23 protein-coding genes and 1 tRNA gene are annotated in these 24824 nt (G+C 70.8%); 13 read left to right on the top strand and 11 right to left on the bottom strand.

From position 1 onward, the window contains the following. Positions 1 to 9: 9 nt before the first annotated feature. From O2L52_RS19495 to O2L52_RS19485, 3 genes are read left to right on the top strand one after another with little or no spacing between them, the layout of a single operon-like run. On the top strand, positions 10 to 1053 hold the full coding sequence (locus O2L52_RS19495) for a branched-chain amino acid ABC transporter permease (RefSeq protein WP_270117597.1): 1044 nt from the start codon (positions 10 to 12) through the stop codon (positions 1051 to 1053). Continuing rightward, the gene (locus tag O2L52_RS19490; protein ID WP_270117595.1) at positions 1043 to 1990 is read left to right on the top strand and encodes an ABC transporter ATP-binding protein; all 948 of its coding nucleotides are present in this window, start codon (positions 1043 to 1045) and stop codon (positions 1988 to 1990) included. Before O2L52_RS19495 ends, O2L52_RS19490 begins: the two co-directional genes overlap by 11 nt. An 8-nt stretch (positions 1991 to 1998) precedes the next feature. Further along, on the top strand, positions 1999 to 2835 hold the full coding sequence (locus O2L52_RS19485) for an ABC transporter ATP-binding protein (RefSeq protein ID WP_270117593.1): 837 nt from the start codon (positions 1999 to 2001) through the stop codon (positions 2833 to 2835). A gap of 101 nt (positions 2836 to 2936) precedes the next feature. On the opposite strand, the gene O2L52_RS19480 is transcribed toward O2L52_RS19485, so the two are convergent. Beyond that, positions 2937 to 4181: an ABC transporter substrate-binding protein gene (locus O2L52_RS19480; protein WP_270117592.1), complete on the bottom strand. Its 1245-nt coding sequence runs from the start codon at positions 4179 to 4181 to the stop codon at positions 2937 to 2939. A gap of 316 nt (positions 4182 to 4497) precedes the next feature. Between O2L52_RS19480 and O2L52_RS19475 the strand changes: the two genes are divergently transcribed. Together O2L52_RS19475 and O2L52_RS19470 are read left to right on the top strand one after the other, a co-directional pair. Then, positions 4498 to 5610: a hypothetical protein gene (locus O2L52_RS19475; protein WP_270117591.1), complete on the top strand. Its 1113-nt coding sequence runs from the start codon at positions 4498 to 4500 to the stop codon at positions 5608 to 5610. A gap of 90 nt (positions 5611 to 5700) precedes the next feature. Beyond that, on the top strand, positions 5701 to 6633 hold the full coding sequence (locus O2L52_RS19470; RefSeq protein ID WP_270117590.1) for a carbohydrate kinase family protein: 933 nt from the start codon (positions 5701 to 5703) through the stop codon (positions 6631 to 6633). 35 nt (positions 6634 to 6668) lie between these two features. Here the strand turns inward: O2L52_RS19470 and O2L52_RS19465 are convergent, their stop codons facing one another. From O2L52_RS19465 to O2L52_RS19445, 5 genes are all read right to left on the bottom strand, one after another. Next, positions 6669 to 7832: a hypothetical protein gene (locus O2L52_RS19465; protein ID WP_270117588.1), complete on the bottom strand. Its 1164-nt coding sequence runs from the start codon at positions 7830 to 7832 to the stop codon at positions 6669 to 6671. 86 nt (positions 7833 to 7918) lie between these two features. Continuing rightward, entirely contained in the window at positions 7919 to 8428 is a 510-nt protein-coding gene (locus tag O2L52_RS19460) for a GNAT family N-acetyltransferase (protein ID WP_270117585.1), read from the bottom strand. A gap of 40 nt (positions 8429 to 8468) precedes the next feature. After that, the gene (locus O2L52_RS19455; RefSeq protein WP_270117584.1) at positions 8469 to 9317 is read right to left on the bottom strand and encodes a glutaminyl-peptide cyclotransferase; all 849 of its coding nucleotides are present in this window, start codon (positions 9315 to 9317) and stop codon (positions 8469 to 8471) included. A gap of 92 nt (positions 9318 to 9409) precedes the next feature. Continuing rightward, positions 9410 to 10291: a putative RNA methyltransferase gene (locus O2L52_RS19450; protein ID WP_270117582.1), complete on the bottom strand. Its 882-nt coding sequence runs from the start codon at positions 10289 to 10291 to the stop codon at positions 9410 to 9412. Further along, the gene (locus tag O2L52_RS19445) at positions 10288 to 10875 is read right to left on the bottom strand and encodes a TetR/AcrR family transcriptional regulator (RefSeq protein ID WP_270117580.1); all 588 of its coding nucleotides are present in this window, start codon (positions 10873 to 10875) and stop codon (positions 10288 to 10290) included. Before O2L52_RS19445 ends, O2L52_RS19450 begins: the two co-directional genes overlap by 4 nt. Before the next feature lie 148 nt (positions 10876 to 11023). Here O2L52_RS19445 and O2L52_RS19440 point away from each other — a divergent pair, with 148 nt between their 5' ends. After that, complete coding sequence (locus O2L52_RS19440; protein ID WP_270117579.1) at positions 11024 to 13501, top strand: glycoside hydrolase family 3 protein; 2478 nt, start codon at positions 11024 to 11026, stop codon at positions 13499 to 13501. A 101-nt stretch (positions 13502 to 13602) separates the two neighbouring features. On the opposite strand, the gene O2L52_RS19435 is transcribed toward O2L52_RS19440, so the two are convergent. Further along, on the bottom strand, positions 13603 to 13935 hold the full coding sequence (locus O2L52_RS19435) for a YtxH domain-containing protein (RefSeq protein WP_270117577.1): 333 nt from the start codon (positions 13933 to 13935) through the stop codon (positions 13603 to 13605). A gap of 259 nt (positions 13936 to 14194) precedes the next feature. Between O2L52_RS19435 and O2L52_RS19430 the strand changes: the two genes are divergently transcribed. Then, positions 14195 to 14270, top strand: a tRNA-Asn gene (locus O2L52_RS19430). Between the two features lie 61 nt (positions 14271 to 14331). Here O2L52_RS19430 and O2L52_RS19425 read toward each other — a convergent pair. Both O2L52_RS19425 and O2L52_RS19420 read right to left on the bottom strand, forming a co-directional pair. Beyond that, complete coding sequence (locus tag O2L52_RS19425; RefSeq protein WP_270117576.1) at positions 14332 to 14907, bottom strand: HD domain-containing protein; 576 nt, start codon at positions 14905 to 14907, stop codon at positions 14332 to 14334. An 82-nt stretch (positions 14908 to 14989) separates the two neighbouring features. Next, positions 14990 to 15385, bottom strand: a complete 396-nt coding sequence (locus O2L52_RS19420; RefSeq protein WP_270117617.1) for a winged helix-turn-helix transcriptional regulator — start codon at positions 15383 to 15385, stop codon at positions 14990 to 14992. A gap of 107 nt (positions 15386 to 15492) precedes the next feature. Between O2L52_RS19420 and O2L52_RS19415 the strand changes: the two genes are divergently transcribed. Further along, positions 15493 to 16365, top strand: coding sequence for an SDR family NAD(P)-dependent oxidoreductase (locus O2L52_RS19415; RefSeq protein ID WP_270117575.1), 873 nt, complete (start codon positions 15493 to 15495; stop codon positions 16363 to 16365). Here O2L52_RS19415 and O2L52_RS19410 read toward each other — a convergent pair. Both O2L52_RS19410 and O2L52_RS19405 read right to left on the bottom strand, forming a co-directional pair. Beyond that, a complete protein-coding gene (locus tag O2L52_RS19410) occupies positions 16362 to 16838 on the bottom strand; it encodes a hypothetical protein (RefSeq protein ID WP_270117573.1) in 477 nt (158 codons plus the stop codon). The two genes, O2L52_RS19415 and O2L52_RS19410, sit on opposite strands and share 4 nt — an antisense overlap. Continuing rightward, the gene (locus O2L52_RS19405; protein ID WP_270117572.1) at positions 16838 to 17407 is read right to left on the bottom strand and encodes an NADAR family protein; all 570 of its coding nucleotides are present in this window, start codon (positions 17405 to 17407) and stop codon (positions 16838 to 16840) included. Before O2L52_RS19405 ends, O2L52_RS19410 begins: the two co-directional genes overlap by 1 nt. 138 nt (positions 17408 to 17545) lie before the next feature. Between O2L52_RS19405 and O2L52_RS19400 the strand changes: the two genes are divergently transcribed. The 5 genes from O2L52_RS19400 to O2L52_RS19380 all read left to right on the top strand — a co-directional run bounded on the left by O2L52_RS19400 (position 17546) and on the right by O2L52_RS19380 (position 24726). Then, the gene (locus O2L52_RS19400) at positions 17546 to 19216 is read left to right on the top strand and encodes a DUF885 domain-containing protein (protein WP_270117571.1); all 1671 of its coding nucleotides are present in this window, start codon (positions 17546 to 17548) and stop codon (positions 19214 to 19216) included. A 365-nt stretch (positions 19217 to 19581) separates the two neighbouring features. Further along, on the top strand, positions 19582 to 21084 hold the full coding sequence (locus O2L52_RS19395) for a pyridoxal phosphate-dependent decarboxylase family protein (RefSeq protein WP_270117570.1): 1503 nt from the start codon (positions 19582 to 19584) through the stop codon (positions 21082 to 21084). Beyond that, positions 21081 to 22385 (top strand): lysine N(6)-hydroxylase/L-ornithine N(5)-oxygenase family protein, encoded by a 1305-nt coding sequence (locus tag O2L52_RS19390; protein WP_270117568.1) that lies wholly within the window; start codon positions 21081 to 21083, stop codon positions 22383 to 22385. The genes O2L52_RS19395 and O2L52_RS19390 overlap by 4 nt, the downstream gene beginning before the upstream one ends. Next, complete coding sequence (locus O2L52_RS19385) at positions 22385 to 22969, top strand: GNAT family N-acetyltransferase (protein WP_270117566.1); 585 nt, start codon at positions 22385 to 22387, stop codon at positions 22967 to 22969. Before O2L52_RS19390 ends, O2L52_RS19385 begins: the two co-directional genes overlap by 1 nt. Then, positions 22966 to 24726 (top strand): IucA/IucC family protein, encoded by a 1761-nt coding sequence (locus O2L52_RS19380; RefSeq protein WP_270117564.1) that lies wholly within the window; start codon positions 22966 to 22968, stop codon positions 24724 to 24726. The genes O2L52_RS19385 and O2L52_RS19380 overlap by 4 nt, the downstream gene beginning before the upstream one ends. Positions 24727 to 24824 lie beyond the last annotated feature (98 nt).

Genomic DNA, 24824 nt, shown 5'->3' with positions numbered 1-24824 from the left:
GAGAGCGAAATGGATTGGCACTTCGTCTTCAGCCAGGCGCTCACGCAGGCCATCGGGCCGACGATGCTCGTGTACGCGCTCGGCGCCATCGGCCTGAACCTCCAGTTCGGCTACACGGGCCTGCTCAACTTCGGCCAGGCCGCGTTCGCCGCGGTCGGGGCGTACGGCCTCGCACTGGCGGTGGTGGCCTTCGGGCTGCCGTTCTGGTGGGGCATCATCGTCGGGCTGGGCTGCGCAGTGGTCCTGGCCCTGCTCATGGGCATCCCGACACTGCGGCTGCGCGCCGACTACCTCGCGATCGTCACGATCGCCGCGGCCGAGATCGTGCGCCGCCTCTTCCGGGCCACGGTCTGGTCGGAGCACACCGGCGGCTCGGACGGCATGCGCGGGTTCTCGGACCCGTTCTTCGAGCTGAACCCGCTCTCGGAGGACGCGACCTGGACGTTCGCGTTCCTCTCGATGGACAGCGGCCGCCTCACCGTCGACTTCGGACTGTTCGACCTCCAGTACTCGCACCGCGACCTGTGGGTCATGACGATCGGCTGGGCGCTGGTGGCGTTCTTCTGCATCGTCCTGGCCCTGCTCGTCCACAGCCCGTGGGGCCGGGTCCTCAAGGGGATCCGCGAGGACGAGGAGGCCGTGCGGAGCCTGGGCAAGAACGTGTTCGCGTACAAGATGCAGGCGCTGGTCATCGGCGGCCTCATCGGCGCGGTGGCCGGGTTCGTGTTCGCGCTGAGCCGCGCGAACGTGCAGCCGGACACGTTCTCGACGGACTTCACGTTCTACTTCTACGTGGTCCTGATCCTCGGCGGCGCGGCCCGGATCTTCGGGCCCGTGCTCGGGGCGGCGCTGTTCTGGTTCCTGTACACCATCTTCTCGCAGGGCCTGAGCCAGGCGATCACGGCCGACCTGATCTCGCCCGAGCTCATCAACCAGACGCAGGTGGGGCCGCTCGTGTTCTTCCTGCTGGGCCTCGGCATGGTCCTGCTGCTGATCTTCCGGCCGCAGGGCATCCTCGGCAACAAGAGGGAGCTGATGCTCGATGTCAGATAAAGCGCAGCCCGACGAAGCACCATTCGACGAAACGCAGTCCGGGGAAGCGCCGGAGGCCGAAGCGGCCGCACCGCCCGCCGAGGACAAGAACGCCAGGGCGGGCATCGCCGCGGCGCGCGCGTCGCTGGCGGACGTGCGGCCCGAACCCGGTGCGCCGAAACAGGACGCGATCCTCAACGCCACCGGCGTGCGCCGGGCCTTCGGCGGCCTGGTGGCCGTCGACGTGGCGCACCTGGAGGTCCAGCGGGGCACCATCACCGCCCTCATCGGGCCCAACGGCGCGGGCAAGACCACGTTCTTCAACCTGCTCACCGGTTTCGACCGGCCGAGCCGGGGCGAGTGGGTGTTCGACGGCCGCCGCGCCGACCGGATGCGCTCGTACCAGGTGGCGCGGGCGGGCATGGTCCGCACGTTCCAGTTGACGAAGGCACTCACCCGGATGAGCGTCATGGACAACATGCTCATCGGGGCCGCCGACCAGATCGGCGAGCGCTTCTGGGCCGGCCTGATCCCGCCCCTGTGGAAGGCGCAGGAGGCGGCGAACCGGGCCAAGGCGATGGAGCTGCTGGAGCGGTTCAAGCTCATCGACAAGCGCGAGGACTACGCCGGGGAGCTCTCCGGCGGCCAGCGCAAGCTGCTGGAGATGGCCCGCGCGCTCATGCTCGACCCGAAGATGGTGATGCTCGACGAGCCGATGGCCGGGGTGAACCCGGCCCTGAAGCAGACCCTGCTGGAGCACATCAAGAACCTGCGCGAGGAGGGGATGACGGTCCTGTTCGTCGAGCACGACATGGACATGGTCCACGAGATCGCGGACTGGGTCGCGGTGATGGCGGCCGGTCAGCTCATCACGGAGGGCACGCCGGACCAGATCTCGGCGGACCGGCGGGTCATCGACGCCTATCTGGGCGCCCACCACGACGCGGCTCAGCGTTAGGAGACGACATGAGCGACAACGAGACTGCGGTCGGCATCGGACCGACAGGCGCGCCTTTGGAGGCGGTGCCGGACTCCGACACGGAGGTGTGCTCCCGCGAGGGGCACCTGGCCGCCTCGCAGGAGGCGCTGCTGCGCGCCGACGAGGTGGAGGCCGGCTACCTGCCGGGCGTGTCGATCCTGAACGGCACGGACCTGTACGCGAACGAGGGCGAGCTGGTGGGCATCATCGGCCCGAACGGGGCCGGGAAGTCGACCCTGCTGAAGGCGATGTTCGGGCTCGTCGGGGTGACCTCGGGCAAGGTGACCCTGCGGGGGGAGGACATCACGAACCGGAAGGCGCACCAGCTGGTGCCGCTGGGCGTGGGGTTCGTGCCGCAGACGAACAACGTGTTCGCGGCGCTCACCGTGGAGGAGAACCTCGAGATGGGGGTGTTCCTGCGGCCCAAGGCGTTCAGGGAGCGGTTCGGGTTCGTGGTTGACCTCTTCCCGATCCTGGGCGAGCGGCGCGCGCAGCGCGCCGGTTCGCTCTCGGGCGGCGAGCGGCAGATGGTGGCGATGGGCCGGGCGCTCATGATGGAGCCCACGGTGCTGCTGCTGGACGAGCCGTCGGCGGGGCTGTCCCCGGCGATGCAGGACGAGGTCTTCTTCAACACCAAGCAGATCAACCAGACCGGGGTCACGGTGGTCATGGTCGAGCAGAACGCTCGGCGGTGCCTCCAGATCTGCGACCGGGGCTACGTGCTGGACCAGGGCCGCAGTGCCTACACCGGTCCTGGTGCGAGCCTCATCGACGATCCGAAGGTGGTCGAGCTGTACCTGGGGACGCTGGGCCGGGCAAGTTGACGTCAGCGTCCGCGGGCACCGCTCGCTAGAACACGGATAAGGCGATGCCCCTCGGGTCCTGTGGTCCCGAGGGGCATCGCCTTTGTCTTGCCTACTGCTGCTTACTCTTCGAGGTCGCCGAACGTGTAGCCGAGGTTCTCGAAGGTGTTGTCGGCCTTGTACTGGAAGACGCCGATGGTGGCGGCGGAGACGTCGCCCTCAGGGGAGAACTCGATGGGGCCGGAGTAGCCCTCGTAGTCGATGTCCTCGCCGTCCGCCAGGAGGTCGGCGCATTCGGTGTAGCCGTTGCACTTGGTGCCCTCGCGGCTGACGTCGATCAGGTTGTCCTTGATGACCTCGGAGTCGACCTCGCCGCCCTGGAGTGCGGCCAGGGCCGCGAGCACGGTGGCGTCGTAGGACTCGGGGCCGTACGTGAAGTCGGTCAGCTCGGGGTCGACCTCGAGGAGGCGCTCCTGGATGGCGGCGGTGTCGGCGCCGGGGTAGGTGCCCTTGGCGCCGTCGAGGAAGCCCTCGGGGAACTGGTCGCCGTAGTTGGAGAGGTTGCCGTCGACGAAGTACCAGCCGAGGTCCTGGGCGCTCATGTTCTCTTCGGCGAGCGCGGGAGCGAGGTTCACGATCTCGTTGAAGGTGATGAGGACGACCGCGTCGGCGCCGGAGTCGGCCACCTGGCCGGCCTCGGCGGAGAACTCGGTGGCGGCCGGGTCGTAGACGATCGTGTCGATGACCTCACCGCCGAAGTCGGTGAAGTTCTGGGCCACGGCGTCGGCCAGGCCCGTGCCGTAGGAGTCCTGGAGCGCGAGGATGATGATCTTCTCGTGCCCGTCCTGGATGATCGTGTCGGCGAGGACGCGGCCCTGGAGGATGTCCGAAGGGGCCGTGCGGAAGTAGTAGTCGCCGTTCGCGTAGGTGGTGAACTCGGGCGAGGTGTTCGCCGGGGAGATCTGGACGATCCCCTCCTGGTAGAGCTTGTCGATGAAGCTGAGCGACACGCTGGAGGAGGCGGCGCCGATGACGGTGTGGACGCCCTGGCGGATGAGCGCGTCCGCCGATTCGCTGGCGATGGGCGAGGTGGTGTCGCCCGAGTCCTGGTGGATGACCGAGGCGTCGCAGCCGAGTACGCCGCCGGCCTCGTTGATCTCCTGGATGGCGAGGTCGACGCCGGCGAATTCGGGCGGGCCGAGGAAGGCGAGGGAGCCCGTCTGCGGCAGGATCGTGCCGATCTTCAAGCCGTCGCTTTCGCAGTCGGCGCCGCCGCCGGAGTCGGAATCGTCGCCGCACGCGGTGAGTGAGAGCGCTGTGATACCCGCTGTGGCCACTGCCAGCAGAGCTCGGGGAAAGCGAGACATGGTTGCTCCTAGTTTGCTGTTCGAGAGGACACGCGGCAGAGATTGGAGGTTTGCGTGATCCGAGTTACACACTATGGCAGTGGGGAACCTGTTGGCAGGGGTCGTGACCACACCCCGTCCAGTTCGTGATGAGTCCGTGACCTTCTCGTACAGGTATTGCAATCGCAGGTCGTCCGTGTTGCCGCCCAGCGACGTTCGGGCCGTCCTCCCCCGGGGGCGGCTCCCCCGGGAGGGGGAGCGCGGAAGCCCCCGCAAGGGGAGCCCGCTCGCCCGCTCGCGGGAGGGGCCGGGCCCGGGAAGCCGCGAGTCTGTATGCATGACAACGCGAACGCCGCTCCGCCGGCCCACCCGCCTCGCACGGACGACCGTGCTCGCCGCCTTCCTCTGGTCGCTCCTGGCCCTGCCGTTCGGCCTGTGGCAGCTCCTCGACCCCGAGAGCGGCCCGTATTCGCACGACCTCTACGAGCCCACGATCCCGCTCCCCGCAGCGCTTCCCGACTGGATCGCGCCCGCCGCGCTCATCGCCGCCGGACTCGGCGGGCTCCTCATCAGCAGGGTCCGAACGCGGCTCTGGCCGCTCACCGCGCTCTACGCCGCGGTCTTCGGGCTGCTGCTGACCACCATCGCGCCGATCTCGCTCGCCGGTTACCTGTGCGCGTTCCTCATTCCGATCGCCGCCGTGGTCGTCCCGGTCCTCGTGGCCCGCGGCACGACCGCCCGCCTCGTCACCGCCGCCGTGATCGCCGCGATCCTCGTCGCCCTCGGCGTCACCGGGATCGTCGACTACGCCGCCGTCGCCGGGTTCGCGAAAGAACTCGGCAGCACCATGGTCGGCATCGGCGGCTACTTCTTCTCGCAGATCTGGACCGTCGCGGGGGCCGTCATCTGGACCGCGCTCACCATGCAGCTGCTCATGCAGCGCCGCGACGGCGAGCCCGCGGCCGAGTGGCTCGCCCCCGAACGCGCCGCGAAGTGGGGCCGGACCGCCGCCTGGATCGCCTTCGCCTGCGCCCTCCCCTACGGGCTGGTGCGCATGAGCTGGCTGACCCCGTGGGCCTACGCGGGCGGCCCGGTCGGCGAGGACTTCCCGCTCGAGACCCGGATCTGGGGGCTGCTCCTCGGCTTCGCCGCACTCGGCGGCGGCGTCCTCTGCCTGGGCCTGACCCAGCGGTGGGGCGAGCGCTGGCCGTTCTGGATGTTCGCCCTCAAGGGCCGCCCGGTGCCGCCGATGATCGCGATCATCCCCGGGGCGATCATGGCCGGGCTGTTCACGTTCATGGCGGTGCCGATGGCGGCGTTGGGGATCCGCCAGGACGCGCCCGAGCTGATCTGGTCGTTCCCGTTCTGGCTGTGGGGCCCCGCCCTCGGCGCGGCGACCTTCGCCTACGCGATCCGGCGGGGCAAGGTCGACACGGGAGTGGTCCGATAGGGGCTTGACCGATTGCGGGACCCGACCTAAGGTCGAGTCCTGCAATCAATTCCGAACAAACCTGCAAATTCTTGCAAAGGAAGCAAACACATGCTCGACATCCTGGTCGTGGGCGGCGTCGGCGTCGACACCATCGTGCGCGTCCCCGAGATCGCCATCGGGGACGGCGACTCGCTCGGCGTGGAACCGATCCACGACTACGTGGCCCACACCGGCAACGGGGTCGCGCTCGGCTGCCTCCACCTCGGGCTCGCCACCCGGTTCATCGACTACATAGGCGACGACGAGCAGGGCCGGCTGGTCCTCGGCCACTACGAGCGGCACGGCCTCGACTTCCGGCACCTCATCTCCCCCAACGGGACCTCGCGATCGGTCAACCTCGTCGACGCCGCCGGGCGCCGCTACTCCTTCTACGACTACCGCCACGACGCCGATCTGCGCATGCCCGCCGAGTTCTTCGGCCCGCACGTCGCCGAGGCCAAGCACGTCCACGTCTCGATCCCCAACCACACCAGGGACGTCCTGACCGCGATCCCCGAGGGCGTGACCGTCTCGACCGACCTGCACGGCTGGGACGGCGAGGCCGAGCACCAGAAGGCCTTCGCCCTGCGCGCCGACCTCGTGACCCTCTCCGCCGCGAAGCTCGGCGGCGACCCGGAGAAGGCGATGCGCTGGATCCTCGACAACGGCCGCGCCGCGGTCGTGATCGCCACGGACGGCGAGCACGGCGGGTACGTCCTCGAACGCGGCGGGTCCCTCGAGCACTACGACGCGATCGACCCGGTCGCCCAGCTCGGCGCGGCGGTCCCGGCGTGGGCCGACTGGTCCCCCGTCGACTCCAACGGCGCGGGCGACGCGTTCGTCTCGGGCCTGCTTTGGGCGCGGGCCCAGGGCGGCGACCTCGCCGCCGCCATCGACGCGGGCCGCGTCGCGGGCGCGTACGCGTGCCGCACCAAGGGCACGAGTACGGCCCTCATCTCCGCGGAGCTGATGACCGAAAGCCTTGCGGCGCTGAACGAGTGAGCGAGGGCCCCGGCGCAGTGCGCCGGGGCCGTTCGCTACTCCGCGGGCTTGTTGGCGGTCATCGCCTTCGCGCGGGCGATCACGTCGTCGAACGGGGAGGGCTCGACGGGCACCGTGCGCACCGCGTCGCGCCGCTCGGGCTGGACCACCAGCATGAACAGGCCGCCGACGGCGGCCGCGACGAGCGGGGCGCCGAGGCCGATCTCCGCGGCGGGCCACACGCCGGTGGCGGCGCCCGTCGCGATGAGGAACGCGGCCCAGATCGGCACCGCCCAGGCCCCGGCGAGCACGAGCAGGTCGCGGCGGCGGCGCAGCTCGGGCCGGATGAGCCAGACCAGGAAGTCGAGCCACGCGCCCGAGAGCAGGAAGATCCACACGTACCCGCCGTACTCGAAGCCCGAGTACGCGCCGGCCATCAGCGCCGGGTACGCGAACGCCACCGTGAAGAATCCCAGGGGCAGCCGGAACCGGCCGGTCATGAGGACCGCCAGCGCGAGCACCAGCACCGTGGTGAACACGATGCCCGCCACCGGGAAGCCCTCGAAGACGTTAGGGCCCTCCAGGGCCGCCGCGACGGCGAACGGCGAGTTCGTGTGCGGCACGAGGTAGGCGAGGAACAGCACGAGTGCGGTCGTGATGTAGCCCAAGGAGAGCGCCGGGGCGGCCATGCGCGCTTCGAGCGGGATCGGCTCGGGTTCGGCCGCGAGCACGGCGCGGCGCCAGGCCGAGAGGAGCGGCGCGGCGACGATGAGGACGCCGCCGACGGCGAGGGTGAGGTGCGAGGGGCTGAAGAGGATCGCAAGGTTCGTCTCGACCCCGAGCACTTCGTGCCAGATCATGTCGGCGATGCCGGAGGCGAGGAAGAGCGGGATGCCGATGACGGCGGGGCCGTAGCCGTGGGGGACGGCGGCCATGCCGGTGCGGCCTTCGGCGCGGTGGGCGCGGACGGCGATCCAGGCGATCCAGGCGGCGGTGGCGAAGAATCCGGTGTAGAACGCCAGGTGCCACCAGGTGAAGAACGATTCGGCCCAGCCGCGGGCGTGGGCGGTGACGTCGAGGATGAGGCCGCCGAAGAACCACGCGGAGAGGGCCGCGGTGGTGAGGTCCTGCCACCAGGTGGCGTAGGCGCGGGGCTGCCGGGAGTCGGTCAAGAGGTGCATCTTGTACTCCAGCAATCGGTCCAGGGGTGTGATGGCCATGACCTCATCATGGCCTACCCGCACCTCCCGCGCAATTCCCGATTCGGCGGCGGTCCGTTCACTGAGGACGGTGAGTGTGCAGTTCCCTACGCGCTCGGGCGCTTCAGGGTGAGCACCTTCGTGACGGAGCCGTCGTCCTCGGGCTTGTCGCGCACATGCTCGAAGCCGAGCTTCTTCATGACGGCGAGCGAGCCGGTGTTCTGGTCGGCGACGGTGGCGTGCACGGCGTCCAGACCGAGGCGGTCGAAGCCGTAGTCGATGATCGCCTGCGCCAGCTCGGTGCCGAGGCCGCGGCCCCAGGCGCGGTGGGCGAGGGCGTAGATGAGCTCATGGCCGCCGGACTCCTCGGTCGGCTTGATCTCGGCGTGGCCGATGAGGTCGCCGTCCTCGCGCACGGCCCACACGTCGAACTTACCGGTGTCGTAGACGTGCGTGAAGACGCGGTGGAACAGCGCCCGGTTGGCCTCCTCGGGCTCGGGTCCGTCGCCCATCCACTGCGAGACGCGTGTGTCGCCGAAGAGCGCGACGAAGTCCTCTTCGTCGGCGGGGACGTACGGGTCGAGGACGAGGCGCTCGGTGCGCAGGGTCGGCGTCATGGCCCGAATGCTGCCATGGACGCGGCCCGGCCGCACTGCGTTATCGGACCGGTGTGAACCGCACCAGGTAGAGCTTGGGCCAGAGCTTGCCGGTGACGTAGAAGGTGCCTTCCTCCTCGGCCGCGGCGATGCCGTTGAGGACGTCGGCGCCGCCGGCCTCTTCGGGCGGGAGCAGGCCGGCGGCGTCGACGACCGCGCCGACCTCGCCGGTGGCGGGGTCGATGCGCACGATCTGGTCGGTCTGCCAGAGATTGGCCCAGACCTGGCCGCCGGTGCACTCGAGCTCGTTGATCTGGAAGACCGGCTCGCCCTCGAGCGCGACCTCGACGGTGCCGGTCTCCTCGAACGTGACCGGGTCGCGGAACGTCAGCGTCGAGGAGCCGTCGCTCATGACGAGCTGTTCGCCGTCAAAGCAGATGCCCCAGCCTTCGCCTTCGTACTGGACGCTTTCGACGATGTCGAGCGTGACCGGGTCCCGCCGGTGGGCCACATGCTCCTGCCAGGTGATCTGCCAGATCGAGTCGTCCGTGAGGGTGAGCCCTTCGGCGAACTGGTCGGCCGGGAGGTCCTGGGAGGCGAGCACAGCGCCGGTGGCGGGGTCGGTGATCCGGACGTCCGACTCGCCGTAGAGTCCGGCGCTCTCGTAGAGGACGGTGCCGTGCTCGGGGTGCTCGGCGAGCTGGAGGCCCTGGGTGAAGGAGGTCGCGTCGTGGTCGAAGGTCTCGAGGACTTCGACCTGGAGCTCCTCGACGCCCGCGTCTTCAGGCACCGTGATCTGCTCCTCCGCTGCGGCGTCGTCGGTGCCGCAGCCGGCGAGGGCGAGGAGTCCGGCCGCGCCGAGGGCCAGGGCGCGCCGCGTCGCGCGTTTGTCGTCGAACACTCTGCTCATCTCCAGCCGGTCAGGGGTGATGCTTCGTACCGTACTGGTCACGGCAAAGGAGGACAAGTGCCCCGTGAGGGGTACTCACCGATCGAGATCGATCAATGCTTCTTGCGCCACCGGGTGACGTTCGCGGCCACCTGGACCTCGATCCGCTCGGGCAGTGCGGCCACGGTCGCGGCGAGGGCGGCGGCGTCGAGGTGGCGGGCGCTCGGGCCCATCCCGACCAGGCGCAGGACCTCGTTGTGGCCCAAGTCGATCGAGTACACGACCTCGTCGGTGCGCTCGGCCTCGAAGAGGGTGCCGAGCTGGTCGGCGGTCCGCTGCTCCTTCTCGGGGTCGACGCTCAGCATGTCCAGGGTGCCGACGAGTTCGCGCAGGTGGTCCTGCCGGGGGGTGAGGACGACGAGCGCTCCCTGCGGGTCGAGGACGCGGGCGATCTCCTCGGCGTTGCGGGGGGCGAAGACGTTGAGGACCGCGGCGGCGGCGCCGTCGCGGATCGGCAGGCGCTGCCACGCGTCGGCGAGGACCGCGGCGATGCGCGGCCGCGGTCCGGCGCCCGGTTCGCTTCCGGGGACGGTGCGCTTGGCGCAGCGCCGCAGCGCGTACTTCGAGGTGTCGAGGCCGATGCCCTCGCGCGAGGGGTCGGCGGCGAGCGCGACGGCGAGGTAGTGCCCTGTGCCGCAACCGGGTTCGACGAACACGCCGGGGGCGTCGGTGAGCGAGGCGGTCGCGACGGCGGCCATGAGCGGGTCGTAGACGCCGGAGTCGAGGAAGTCCTCGCGGGCGGCGATCTGGTCGGCGGTGTCGCCGGTGGTGGTGTTCGACCCGGGCGCGAGCAGCGGCGCGTAGCCCTGCTTGGCCAGGTCGAAGGAGTGGCCGTCGGGGCAGGACAGGCGGCGGTCGGCCTGCGTGAGCGGCCCTGCGCAGTTCGGGCAGGCCAGCGCGTCGAGGGCGGGCAGGGTCACTGGGCTGTCTGTCAAGGTGCCGCTTTCGGATCGAGGAGCCGGACGAAGGCCTTGAATGCAGCGGGCATGTCGAACGACTCGGGCTCGTGGAGCCACTGGTACTGGAGACCGTCCATGATCGCGACGACGAGCGGCGCGGCCTCCTCCGGGGTGAGCCCGGACGGGAGCCGGTCACCCCATTCGAGGCGGAGCGTGGCGGTCATGGCCTCGCGGACGCGGCGGTAGCGGATCCGGAAGTACTCGGCGGCGGGGTGGTCGCCGGTGACGGACTCGCCGAGCAGCGCGGAGAAGGTGCGGACGATGGCCTCGCGGTGCGCGTTGGCCTCGACGACGCCCTGGGTGGCGGCGAGGGACATGGGATCGGCGACGATGTCGCGGCCGCCGGTGTCGGTCTCGGCGCGCCATTGGAGGACCCCGATGAGCAGGTCCTCCTTGCTGCGGAAGTAGTGCAGGAGCCCCTGCTGGCTGAGGCCGGCCTTCTCGGCGACGGCGGCGAGGCTGGCGCCCCGGTAGCCGCGCTCGGCGATGACCTCGATCGCGGCCCTCACGATCTCCTCGCGGCGGGCGTGCCCGCGGGCGCTGTGCTGGATGCTCGGCATGGGCGTCTCGAATCTGCGGGGGTCGGGTTGGACAGAGCATAGATGGTAACGGTTCGGCGACTAAACCTACCGGTTGATCGGTAAAAGTGCGAGACTCGCTCTTGCCGCCCTGCGGGGATCGACGAGGAACACCGAAAGGAAGGGCGCCATGAGCGACTGGGTCATCCCGGACGACCGGCCCGAGTACGCAGAGGCCGTGGAAGCGGCCCTCGCGAAGATGGACCTGGAGACGAAGGCCGACCTCCTGGCCGGGCTCGACATGTGGCGCACCATCCCGGTGCCCGAGGCCGGGCTGCGGTCGATGACCGTGTCGGACGGCCCCATCGGCGTGCGCGGCCGCTTCTGGACCGCCGCCGACCCGTCCCTGGCGCTGCCTAGCCCCACCGCGCAGGCCGCCTCGTGGGACCCGGAGCTGGTGCGCCGCATCGGGAACCTGCTCGCCGCCGAGTCCCGCCGCAAGGACGTGGACGTGCTGCTCGCACCGACCATCAACCTCCAGCGCTCCCCGCTCGGCGGGCGCCACTTCGAGGCGTTCAGCGAGGACCCGTACCTGACCGGGCGCATCGCCCAGGCGTACGTGGCCGGGATCCAGGAGTGCGGCGTCGGGACCACGATGAAGCACTACGTCGCCAACGACGCCGAGACCGACCGGTTCACTGTGGACAACATCATCGGCGAGCGGGCACTGCGCGAGCTGTACCTGCGGCCCTTCGAGATGATCACCGCCGCCGTGCGGCCGTGGGGCGTCATGACCGCTTACAACGCCGTCAACGGCCACACCATGACCGCGCACCGGGAGCTCATGGCCGTCCTGCGCGAGGAGTTCGGGTTCGACGGGTTCAACGTCTCCGACTGGGGGGCGGCCCGCCACACCGTCGAGGGCGTCGAGGCCGGGCTCGACCTCGCCATGCCCGGGCCGTTCACCGTGTACGGCAAGGCACTCGTGGCCGCCGTCCGGGAAGGCCGCACCGGCGAGAACCACGTCGACGAGGCCGTGCGCCGCATGCTCAAGCTCGCCGCCCGCGTCGGCGCCCTCGAAGGCGTCCGGGCCGCGGTGGACGAACGCGTCGAAGCGATCGCCGATCCCGAAGCGCTGCTGCGCGAGATCGCCCAGCGCTCCTTCGTGCTCGTGCAGAACAATGCCCCCGAGGACGGCGGCGCGCCGGCCCTGCCGCTCGCGGCCGACGCGATCGGCGGCCTCGCGCTCATCGGCCCCGCCGCGGCCGAGGCCCGCATCCTCGGCGGCGGCTCGGCCACCGTCTTCCCCAGCAAGGTGGTGTCGCCGCTCGACGGCCTCCGCGAGGCCCTCGGCGACCGCGTCCGGTATGCGCAGGGCGTGGACCTCTTCGAGAAGATCCAGGCCGCCGGCAAGGGCTTCGACCTCAAGGCGTACCCGGTGCGGAAGGACGGCACCGGGCTGCCTCCCCTGGCGCTCGCCAGCGGCGACGTCAAGTGGATGGGGTACCTGCCCGGCGACCTCGCGCAGGACGAGTTCTCCCACGCCGTCGTCGAAGGCGTCTTCACCGTCGAGACCACGGGCGAGCACGTCTTCGGCACCAGGGGCACCGGCCTCCACCGCCTCGTCATCGGCGGCGAAGTGGTCTTCGACGGCGAGCACGTGCCCTCCAGCGACGACCCGTTCGAGGCGTTCTTCGGGCCCGCCGTCGAACGCGCGACGGTCCACCTGGAGGCCGGGCAGCAGGTCTCGGTGCGCCACGAGCACACGCCGGTCTCCGTCTTCCCGCCCGGCTACCCGCCGTCGGTCCTGTTCGGGCTCATGCACGCCGGGCCCCGCCCGGACGAAGACCGGCTCATCGCCGAAGCGGTCGAAGCGGCCCGCGCCGCCGACGTGGCGGTCGTCGTGGTCTCTACGACCGCCCTCACCGAATCCGAGGGCTTCGACCGGCGCGACCTGCGCCTGCCCGGCCGCCAGGACGAACTCGTCGCAGCCGTCGCCGAGGCGAACCCGAACACGGTCGTCGTCGTCAACACCGGCTCCCCGGTCGAGATGCCCTGGTCCGACGGGGTCGCCGCGATCCTCCTGACCTGGTTCCCCGGCCAGGAGGGCGGGCACGCCCTCGCCGACGTCCTGCTCGGCGCCGAACCGGGCGGCCGCCTCACCACCACTTGGCCGCGCCGCCTCGAGGACGCACCCGTCGTCCAGGTCGTGCCCACAGACGGCGAGCTCCACTACGACGAAGGCGTGTTCATCGGCTACCGCGCCTGGGAGCAGCGCGACGCCGCCGAGCCCGCGTTCTGGTTCGGCCACGGCCTCTCCTACACCGAGTGGACGTACGAGGACCTGCAGGTCGACGCGGGCGAAGTGACCGTGCGGGTCCGCAACAGCGGCACCGTGACCGGCCGCGAGGTCGTCCAGGTCTACCTCTCCCCCGAGGCCGGCCTGGACCTCCCCGGCGGCATCGAGCCCCACCGCCTCGCGGGCTTCGCCGCGATCGAAGCGGCCCCGGGCGAGACCGTCGACGTCGCGATCCCTCTCGAAGACCGCTCCTTCCAGTACTGGGACGAGGCCGAGCACGCCTGGCGGCAGGTCCCGGGCGGCTGGACCGTCGCCGCGGGCCGCAGCGTCGCCGACCTGCGCCTGCGCGCCTCGGTCAAACCGGCATAGCAGAGCGCCCCCGCGGCGGGCCCCCCCCCCCCCCCCCCCGGCCCCGCGGGGGGGGGGGGGGCCCCCTCCCCCCCCCCCCCCGCGCCATGCGCCTCTGAAGATCAGAAACCGGGGGCGTCCCCGCGCAGCGCCCTGTCGCTCCGGACCGGCGTGGTCACCCCGGCGGAGTCCCAGGGCTCAGCTTTTGGGGTCTCATCGGCGCTCGAGGTGAAGCTCTCCACGATGTCGCCGAACTTGGTGCCCTTGATCTTGTCCTGGGCCGCGTCCACGGCCTTGTTCGCCTGGGTGCGCACCGTCGACGCGACTTCCTGGACCTTGTCGTTCCCGGTCACGCGCCGGGTGTAGTCGACGATCTGGTCGTAGCGTTCCCGCCCGGCCTTCGCCCCCAGGACGTAACCGACCGCGAACCCTGCTACGAGATACCACTTCCGCATTATTTGCCTCCTCGGCCGGCCCGCAGGCCGATCTCGTTTCAATGTGCTCGGGAGTTCACTGTGCGTCGCCGCATATAGCGGCCATTCTGCCCCATGTGAGGGTGCCCACGCGGCCCATGACGGAAACGCGCCGCCCGTTTCCGACCCGCTTTCCCGCCCCGGATCGGACCCACACCACACCCACCCCGGTGGCACCCGCCCGCGCCGGTCCTGTACTGTCATATCCGGTTCGCACGGCGAAAGCCGAGCTCGAACCCCTTCCCCAATAGCTCAATTGGCAGAGCAGCCGACTGTTAATCGGCAGGTTCTTGGTTCGAGTCCAAGTTGGGGAGCCACCTTGAGACAGTGGGAACGGCCCGGACGGCGAAAGCCGGTCCGGGCTTTTTCGTGCTCCGGTCATGGCGCGGGGTTGCGGCGGGCCTGCTCCCAGGCGAGGGGGTCCTGGTCGAGGACCTCGCGGGCGAGGCGCCGGGCGGTGTCGGTGCGGAGGGCGGCGAGGCCGCTGTCGATCCAGGGCTGCACGGTCGATACGCCTTGGTGGCGGTACTCGACGGCTTGGACCAGGCATTCGAGCTTGTCGGCGTCGTTCGCGCAGATCGCCTCCGGGGTCTCCCCCGCCTCGAACTCGGCGACGGCGTCGCGGATGGTGTCACTCATGCGCGGCGGGCACTGCGCCGTCTGATCGGCCACGACGTCGAGCGCGCCGGCGGCGGTGAGGTAGGCCTGCCCGAGCTTGGGGATGTCGCCGATCCGCGTCTCCGGGGTGTCGTGGAGGACGCACAGCAGCGCGGTCCGGGCCGGATCGGCGCCTTCGAGACTCGCGATGGCCATGCCGGTCACCGCCGCCCGCCAGCTGTGCTCGGCGATGCTCTCGGGGTCGCGGACCCCCGCGACCCACCAGCCGGAGCGCCGGGCGCGCTTCAGCATCCCGGCTTCGAAGAGGTACCCGGCGGCACCCGCGAGTTCGGTCATGTCCTGCCTCCCACTGTCCGCGCCGGCGGGGCGCGGTCTCCGACCGAGCGTAGTGCTCTCCGGGCAGTTCGGGAGACGGTGACTACTGCCGCGGTTCGTTCTGTACCGGAAGGTGTTCGGCGCGGGCGGCTTCGATTTCGGGGTGGTGCGCCACCGCCCAGTCGGCGAGGGCGGAGAGGGGCGTGAGGAGGCTCCGGCCGAGCGGGGTGAGGCGGTACTCGACGCTGGGCGGGTTGGTGGGGAACACCTCGCGGTGCACGAGGCCGTCGGCCTCGAGGGCGCGGAGGGTGCGGGTCAGCATGCGCTGGCTGATGGTCGCGATGCCGCGGTGGAGCTCGTTGTAGCGGTGCGGGCGCTTCCCCAAGAGCACGACGATCAGGATCGACCACTTGTCGCCGACCCGGTGGAGCACGTCGGTGACCGGGCACCGCTCGTACTCCTCGGCCGGCACCGGATCGGGGAGGGCCGCGCTGACCATGGAAGGCACATGCGTGTGCGTACCGGACTGCAAAGTGCCTCCTTGTGCTGCGGCGCAGGGTTACCGACGATGGTAGTTCGCAAGGCGCACACCGGAGGAAACCGCATATGCCAGACCAGGAACCGAACCCCCGCGTCATCGTCGTCAGCGGCGGCACCGACGGGATGGGCCGCGCGCTGGCCCTCGCCCGGGCCGAACGCGGCGATCGCGTCATCGCGCTCGGCAGCAGCCCGGAGAAAGGGGAGCGGCTGCTCGCCGAGGCCGCCCGGATCGGGGCCGCCGACCGGGTGCGGTTCATCAGAGCCGACCTGTCGAGCGTGCAGGCCGCACGGGCGGCGGTCCGGGAGATCGCCGCAGCGGAGCAGGTCGTCGATGCCCTGTGCCTGTTCGCTAACCGGCTGTCCCCCGAGCGCACCGAGACCCCGGAAGGGCTCGAACAGACCTTCGCCCTCTACTACCTGAGCCGGTACCTGCTCGGCCACGGGCTCGCGCCGCAATTGCGGCGGAGCGAGGCCCCGGTGATCGTCAGCGTCGCCGGCGTCGGCACCACGAAGGGCGCGATCCACTGGGACGACATGCAACTCGAGCACCGGTACGGCACCGTCACCGCGCAGCTGCAGGCCGGCCGCGCCACCGATCTGCTCGGCGTCGCCTACGCCGCCCGGCCGGAGCACCCCGCCCGGTACGTCCTGTACCACCCGGGCTTCACCAGGAGCGGCGACCTCGGCCCGCTGCCCGCGGCCGCCCGGCTCCTCCTCCGCTCGATCAGGTTCGCCGGGCGCCCCGTCGAGCGGTCCGTCGCGCCGATCCACGGGTTCATCGACCATCCGCCGGCGGCGCCGCTCACCGCGATCGACCGCGGCGACCCGCTCCCGCTCACCTTGAGCTCCCTCGATCCCGTTGCCGCCGAACGACTTGCGACGGCGACGGAAGCGCTCCTCGCCGCGCTCCCGACCACCCCGGCCGGGAACCAGCGCTAACCGCGTTGCGCGCCTTCGGGCCAGATGACGGTGACCGGGATGTCGAGGGCGCGGGCGGTGGCGACCGCGTCGGCGGTGCCTCCGGGTTTGGGGGACGGGAGGCCGTCCCAGACGGCGAGGAGGCGGTCGACGGAGGCGAGCATCGCGTCGTTCGCGGCGGCGTAGGCCGCGACCGAGGAGGTCTCGGCGACGTAGCTGATCCGGTGCGCGCGGGCGGTCAGCGCGTCGAGGACGGGCCGGTGGCTCGGGCCCGCCTGGGTGTCGCGGTAGTCGCGAGAGGGGAGGATCGCTTCGAGGCGGGCGCCGGCGTCGAGGACGGCCTGGGCGAAGATCGCGTCCGCGCCTTCGGCGAGGCAGGAGACGCCCGTCAGGTCAGCGGGATCGAACCGTTCGAGTTCGCGCTGGAGGGCGGTGCGGACGAGCTCGATCGTTGCGGCCGTGAGGTTCATGTGGCCGGTGATGCCGATGCGCATCAAGCGTCGGCGAGCTGCGCGCGGGCCTGCATCAGGGCGAAGCCGAGGAGGTTGAGGCCCTTCCAGGTGTGCGGGGACGCGGCGAGCGGGTCGGTCTCGCCGAGGCCGATGCCCCAGATGCGGTCGCGGGGGCTGGCCTCGACCAGGACGCGGTCGCCGGTGCCGAGGAGGTAGGCCGAGAGGTCCGGGTGCTGACCGAACTTGGCGAGGCTCGCGCGCACGACGATGCCGAACCGCTCGGCCTCCCAGGTCCGCTGGTCGAAGCCGCGGACTTTGCGGCCCAGGGCCTGGGCCTCGCCCGGGTGGCCTGCGGCGAGGATCTTCCGGGCGCCGGCGTCGTCGCCGAAGAGCCACGCCTTGTGCGCCATCATGTAATGCTCGGCCGAGGCGAAGCGGTGGTCGTCCTCGGTGAACGCCGCGGGCCACCACTGGCTCAGGCAGCCGCGGCCGGCGCTGCCGTCGGCGTTCGGCGAGTGGCCCCAGAAGTGCACGTACGTGAAGGTCTGGCCGGCGGACGTCAGCGCGACGGCCTCGTCGACGCTGCGCGGCAGAACGAGTGCTGCAGACATGCCGCCCACCTTGCCATAACGCGGCCCGGGATTGGCACGGGATCGCGAACGCCCATGCGTCCGGCGGACCTCCGCGCTTCCCTCGGCCCCGCCGCCGGGTCCCGTCCGCACCCCTCGGCGTCCCAGTAGGGTCGTGGCATGGGCGACCCTCAGCTCGCTGCGCTGGCGCAGCGGTACTTCGACTTCCACCTGGCCGACAACCCCACGTCGGCGAGCTTCTACGGCATCGCGGGATACGACGACAAGCTGCCGGACCCGAGCCGGGACGGCGACCGGGCGCGGCTCGCGCACCAGGCCGAGATCCGCACGGGTCTCGACGCGATCGACGCGCGCGTCCTCGAAGGGCAGGACCGGATCACGTACTCCATGCTCGCGCGGCTCACCGCCGACCAGTCGGCGAGCATCGAGGCGGCGCTCGGGGAGGTGGGCCTCTCCAACACCATCACCGGGCCCGTCTCGACGATGCTCTCCTCGCTGCCGCGCATGAGCCTGAACTCGGAGCAGCGCAGCCGCGACTACCTCGTGCGGCTCGGCTCGCTCGGCGGGTACTTCGACGCCGTGCTCGACAGGTACCGGCAGGCCGCCGCCGAAGGGCGGCACCAGACCCGCCGCGGCGTGCTCGCGGTCATCGAGCAGATCGACGACTACCTCGGCACCGACCTGGAGAGCGATCCGCTGGTGGGCCCCACGCCCACTGGTGTGGACGGCTGGAAGGAGCAGGCCGTCGCCTTGGTCGCCGAGCGGGTCCGGCCGTCGCTTCAGCGGTGGCGCGAGGCCCTGGAGACCGAGTTCCTGCCGGTCTCGCGCGGTGACGACGAGGTCGGCGTGTGCCACGTTCCCGGTGGGCTGGAAGGGTATGCGGCCGCGTCGCGGCAGTTCACGACCACCGACCTGACGCCCGAGGAGGTCCACCGGATCGGCCTCGAGGAGGTCGAGCGGCTGCGCGGCGAGTTCGCCGAGATCGGTGCGCGGGCCCTGGGGACCGCCGATGTCGCGGAGGTCGTCGACCGGCTCCGCAACGACCGGTCGCTGCGGTACGCGAGCTCGGACGAGATCCTCGCCGACGTCACCGAGGCGCTCCGGCGGGCCGAGGCGGCGCTGCCGAAGGCGTTCCTGGACTACGACATCGCGCCCTGCTCGGTCGAGGTGATCCCCGAGGCCGCCGCGAAGGGCTCGACCCTCGCCTACTACACCGTCCCCGCCGCGGACGGGTCCCGGCCGGGCACCCACTGGGTGAACACGTACGAGCCCGAGAGCCGCGCCCGGTACGAGTACGAGGCGCTCGCGTTCCACGAGTCCGTGCCCGGGCACCACCTCCAGTTCGCGCTCGGCCAGACCCTGGAGGGGCTGCCGCAGTTCCGGCGGTTCGCGTACGTGACCGCGTTCGGCGAGGGCTGGGGCCTGTACACCGAGCGGCTCTGCGACGAGATCGGGCTCTACAGCGGGGATCTGCAGCGGCTGGGCATGGTCTCGTTCGACGCGTGGCGGGCCTGCCGCCTGGTCGTGGACACCGGGATGCACGTGTTCGGGTGGTCGCGGGAGCGGGCGGTCGCGTACATGCGCGAGAACACCGCGCTCTCGGAGGCCAACATCGCCAACGAGGTCGACCGCTACATCGCGTGGCCGGGCCAGGCGCTCGCCTACATGGTGGGGCGCCGGCACATCGGGGCGCTGCGGGAGCGGGCCCGCGAGGCGCTGGGCGAGGCGTTCGACCTGCGGCACTTCCACGACCGCGTCCTCTCGAACGGGTCGATCCCGCTGGAGACGATGACGGCGGTCGTGGAGGACTGGATCGCCGAGTCCGCCTAGGGATTCCGGGGCCTGACGGGATGTTGTCGGATTGGTGACAGACAGTTCAGGCCCCGTACTGCACGATATGAGCGCGGCGGCGGCTCCCCCCGGGCCCCCGCCGCAACATCTTCCGGTAGACGGCGCGTGCACGGTTTTCATTCCGGCGCAGCCGATTCTCACAGTCCACAAAGGACTTTTCGGTGCGTGAGGCGCCGCGCGCAAATGCCTTGATCGGGAAGCTTTCGCAAGAATTCGTGGAGAACGTCACCATTCGGGATCAGCCCTTCTGCACGGTCACCATTTAGGTTAGCCTAACCTACACGTTCCCCGGCCATGCGAGTTCCCGTCCCTCCGCGCTGTACTTCTCCGAAAGGTGACCCTCCGTGCTGACAAGCGCCGACCTCCGTCCGGCTCCCGCGCCTATCACCAGCTCCGACCCGCCGGCCCTCCTGGGCCGCGAATCGGCCGCCGCCTACCGCGGCATGATCGTCGATGTCGCAGGGCGCCTTGCCCACCGGTTCGCCGCCGTCGACCGGCCGTGGACCGGCGCCGCCCCCGCCGACCTCGGCCCGGCCATCGCCGCGGTCGACCTCGACCGGCCCCTGGAGTCCTTCGAGGACGCGATGGACGAGGTCGGCGAGCTCTACCTCAAGGACGCGGTCTGGTTCCACCACCCGCGCTACCTCGCGCACCTGAACTGCCCGGTCGCGCTCCCGGCCGTCGCCGCAGAGACCGTGCTCGCCGCCGTCAACACCTCGGTCGACACCTGGGACCAGAGCGCCGGCGGCACCTTCATCGAGCAGCGGCTCATCGACTGGACCGCCCGGCGCATCGGCCTCGGGCCCGACGCCGACGGCATCTTCACCTCCGGTGGGACGCAGTCGAACCTGCAGGCGCTGCTCCTGGCGCGCGACGAGGCCGTCGAGACCATCCTCCTCAAGCACCAGGTCGAGGCGGGCACGCCGCTGCGCGGCGTCGAGGTGCTCCCCCGCCTGCGCTTCTTCGCCTCCCCGCACTCGCACTTCTCCGTCGTCAAGGCGGCCCGGCTCCTCGGCCTCGGCGAGGAAGCCGTGGTCACCGTGCCCGCCGACGACTGGTTCCGCATGAACCCCGCCGCGCTGGACGCGGCGATCGAGACCTGCCGCGAGCAGGGGCTCGTCCCCGCCGCGGTCGTCGCGACCGCCGGGACCACCGACTTCGGGTCCGTGGACCCGCTCGGCCCGATCGCCGAGATCACTGCGGCCCACGGGGTGTGGTTCCACGTGGACGCGGCCTACGGCTGCGGCATCCTCGTCTCGCAGCAGCACCGCGGGCTCCTCGGCGGCATCGAGCATGCCGACTCGGTCACTGTGGACTACCACAAGTCGTTCTTCCAGCCGGTCAGCTCCTCCGCGCTCATCGTGCGCGACCGCGCCTCGCTGCGGCACGTCACGCACCACGCCGACTACCTCAACCCCGCCGAGGCCGCCTTCCCCAACCAGGTCGACAAGAGCCTGCAGACCACGCGCCGCTTCGACGCGCTGAAACTGTGGATGACCCTGCGCACCTTGGGGCCCGACACGCTGGGCGCCATGTTCGACCGGGTGTGCGGCCTGGCCGACCAGACCTGGGACTGGCTCGCCTCGGACCCGCGCTTCGAGGTCGCCGCGCCGCCCTCGCAGCTCTCCACCGTGCTCTTCCGGCTCGCCGGGGCCGACGACGACACCCACCGCATCGCCCGGGAGTCCCTCGCGGCCTCCGGCGAGGGCATGGTCGCGGCCACCAAAGTGGAGGGACGCACCGCCCTCAAGCTCACGCTGCTGAACCCGGAGACCGGGCTCGCCGACATCGTCCCCGTGCTCGAAGCCCTCGCGCGCCACGGCAAGAAGGCGCAGGAAGCGGCATGAGCAAGGTGCACGACTTCATCGGGATCGGCTTGGGGCCGTTCAACCTCGGCCTCGCGGCGCTCACCGCGCCGATCGACGGCCTCGACGGCATCTTCCTGGAGCGCAAGGCGAACGTGGACTGGCACCCCGGGATGCTCATCGAGGGCACCACGATGCAGGTGCCGTTCATGGCCGACCTCGTGACCCTCGCCGACCCGACCTCCGAGTACTCGTTCCTCAACTACCTCAAGGAGAGCGGGCGGATCTACCCGTTCTACATCCGCGAGTCGTTCTACCAGCTGCGCACCGAGTTCCAGGACTACCTGCGATGGGCCGCCGAGAAGCTCGACAACCTCCGCTTCGAGCAGACCGTGACCGCCGTGACCTGGGAAGACGGGGTCTACGCGGTGCGCTCCGACGGGCCCGGCGGGGCCGCCGTCGACCACGCCCGCCGGATCGTGCTCGGCACCGGCACGCCGCCCTGGATCCCGCCCGCGTGCCGGGACCTCGAGAGCCCCACGGTCTGCCACGCCTCCGCGTACCTGGAGCACCGCGACCGCCTGCGCGAATGCGGGTCGATCACCGTGGTCGGCAGCGGCCAGAGCGCCGCCGAGGTCTACCGGGACCTCCTCGTCGACATCGAAGGCGGCGGCTACGAGCTGAACTGGGTCACCCGCTCGCCCCGGTTCTTCCCGCTCGAGTACACCAAGCTCACGCTCGAGATGACCAGCCCGGAGTACGTGGACTACTTCCACGCGCTGCCCGCGCCGAAGCGCGACGAGCTGAACGCGGCCCACAAGAACCTGTACAAGGGCATCAACACCGAGCTCATCAACGAGATCTTCGACCTCCTGTACCAGAAGCGGTTCGAGCGCGGGTCCGTGCCGACCCGGCTGTTCACGAACTGCACTGTTGAAAAAAGCACTGCGGAGAGGGACGCCGGGGTAGGGAGCGTGCGGCTCTCCGTGCGCCAGCACGAGCAGGACCGGTCCTTCGAACTCCAGACCGAGGGCCTGGTCCTGGCGACCGGCTACAGTTACCGCGTCCCGGCGTTTCTCGACGGGGTCCGCGACCGGCTGCGCTTCGACGCGACCGGGCGCCTGGAGGCCCGCCGCGACTACAGCGTCGACGCCTCCGGCGGCGCCGAGCACCGCGGCGAGATCTTCGTCCAGAACGCCGAACTCGCCACCCACGGCTTCGTCTCCCCCGACCTCGGCATGGCCGCCTACCGCAACTCCTGGATCATCCGGTCGCTGACCGGCCGGGAGGTCTATCCCATCGAGCGCCGCATCGGCTTCCAGGAATTCGGAGCACCGGAGTGATGACCTTGAAGGCCCCCAGCACGTTCTACCACCTGCACCCGCAGCTGGGCGACTTCGGCCTGCGGCCGGTCGACCCGCCCACCGACTCGCCGCTCCTGCACGAGTGGGTGACGCACCCGAAGGCGAAGTACTGGATGATGCAGGACGCCTCCGTGGCCGACGTGCTCGCCGAGCACGAGGGCATCGAGGTCGACGCCGATCACTTCGCGTACATGGGGCTCTACCACTACCGGGCCCGGTTCCTCGTCGAGGTCTACGACCCGGCGGCCTCCGAGCTCGCGGGCGTCTACGACCCCGCGCCGGGCGACATCGGCATGCATGTGCTGACCGCCCCCACCGAAAAGCCGATCCCCGGGTTCACCAAGGGCGTCATGGACACCGTGATGCACCTGCTGTTCGACGGCTTCGGCGCGCAGCGGGTCGTCGTGGAGCCGGACGTGGGCAACGAGGCCATCCACCGCCTCAACGAGTTCGTCGGGTTCAAGCCCGAGCGGAGCGTGGGGCTCAAGGACAAGCAGGCGCTGCTGAGCTTCTGCACCCGAATCGATTTCGAGCGGTCCGCCGCGAGAGGAGTGCCCGCGTGAGCGCCATCGACCACCTCACCCCGCAGTTGTGGCAGCAGGCCACGAGGAACCTGCTGGCCAAGGCCATCGGCGAGTTCGCCCACGAGCGGCTGCTGGTGCCCGTGAAGGACGGCGAGGGGTACGCGCTCGCCGCCGGGTCGGAGCGGTACCGGTTCGCGGCGCACCGCTTCAAGCTCGACCACTGGGTGGTCGACCCGGCCTCGATCGAGCGCACGGACGCCGCGGGCGAGGGCCTCGAACTGGACGCGGCCGCGTTCTTCCTCTCGTTCCGGGGCGAGCTCGGCCTGAGCGACACGGTGCTGCCGGTGTACCTCGAAGAGGTCGCCGCGACGATCAACCGCGGGGCGTACCAGCTCGGCGAGGGCCAGCTCAGCGCCGCGGCCCTGGTGGACGCCGGGTTCCAGGCGATCGAGGCGGGCATGACCGGCGGGCACCCGTGCTTCGTCGCCGGTTCGGGCCGTCTCGGCTTCACCTCCGAGGACTACCGCTCGTACGCGCCTGAAGCGGGCGCGGGCGTGCGCCTGATGTGGCTGGCCGCGCCGCGCGAGCACGCCATGTTCGCGTCCTCCCCGGAGCTCGGCTTCGACTGGCTGCTCGACACGCAGCTCGACGCGGACTCGCGGGAGTACTTCGAGTCCATGCTCACCGACCGCGGACTGACCTATGAGGACGTGTACCTGATCCCGGTGCACCCCTGGCAGTGGCGCAACAAGATCTCCGTGACCTTCGCGCCCGAGATCGCCGCCGGACGCCTCATCCCCCTCGGCGAGGGCCACGACGAGTTCCAGGCGCAGCAGTCGATCCGCACGTTCTTCAACCGCTCCCGGCCCGGGGCCGACTACGTGAAGACCGCGCTCTCGGTGCTCAACATGGGCTTCATGCGCGGGCTCTCGACCGAGTACATGGAGGTCACACCCGCGATCAGCGACTACGTGGCCGACCTCGTGCACGGCGACCCGACCCTGAAGCGGCACGGCGTGACGATCCTGCGCGAGCGCGCCTCGGTCGGCTACCGCCACCCGGCCTACACGGCCGGGGCGCCGAAGGGCTCGCCGTACCGCAAGATGCTCGCGGCCCTGTGGCGCGAGAGCCCGATCCCCAAGCTCGCCAAGGGCGAGCAGGTGGCCACCATGGCCTCGCTGCTGCATGTGGACGCCGACGGCAAGCCGCTCGCATCGGCCCTCATCCGCCGCTCCGGGCTGCGCCCGGCCGACTGGCTGCGCGGCTACCTCGACGCCTACCTCGTGCCCGTCGCGCACTGCCTGTACCGGTACGGGCTGGTGTTCATGCCCCACGGCGAGAACGTGATCCTCGTGCTCAAGGACGGTGCCGTCGAGCGGGTGTTCTTCAAGGACATCGGCGAGGAGTGCGCCGTCGTCGAGCCCTCCACGGAGGTGCCCGAGGAGATCGCCCGGATCAAGGTCGAGATCCCCGACAACGTGCGGGCCCTGTCGATCCTCACCGACGTCGTGGACTGCTTCCTGCGGTTCCTCGCCGGACACCTCCACCTCGACGGCGTCCTCGGCGAGGACGAGTTCTGGCGCGTCGCGGCCGAGTCCCTGAAGGACTACCAGGCCGCTCACCCGGACCTGGCCGACGCGTTCGAGCGCTTCCCCCTGTTCGAGGAAAGCTTCACGCTCTCGTGCCTCAACCGCCTGCAGCTCAAGAACAACCAGCAGATGGTCGACATCGAGAACCAGGAGGAGAGCCTGATCTACGCCGGCCGCCTCGACAACCCCCTCCACGCCTGGCGCTGATAGCGCACAACGCCGAAGCGGGGGGGGGGGGGGGGGGCGGGGGGGGGGCCCCCGCCCGGGACCGCGTTAGAGAGAGGGGTAGGGGGGGGGGGTGGGGG

It is taken from the genome of Glycomyces algeriensis, from assembly GCF_027622855.1.
Lineage (GTDB): Bacteria > Actinomycetota > Actinomycetes > Mycobacteriales > Micromonosporaceae > Glycomyces > Glycomyces algeriensis.
This window is presented reverse-complemented; position numbering and strand designations above follow the sequence as displayed.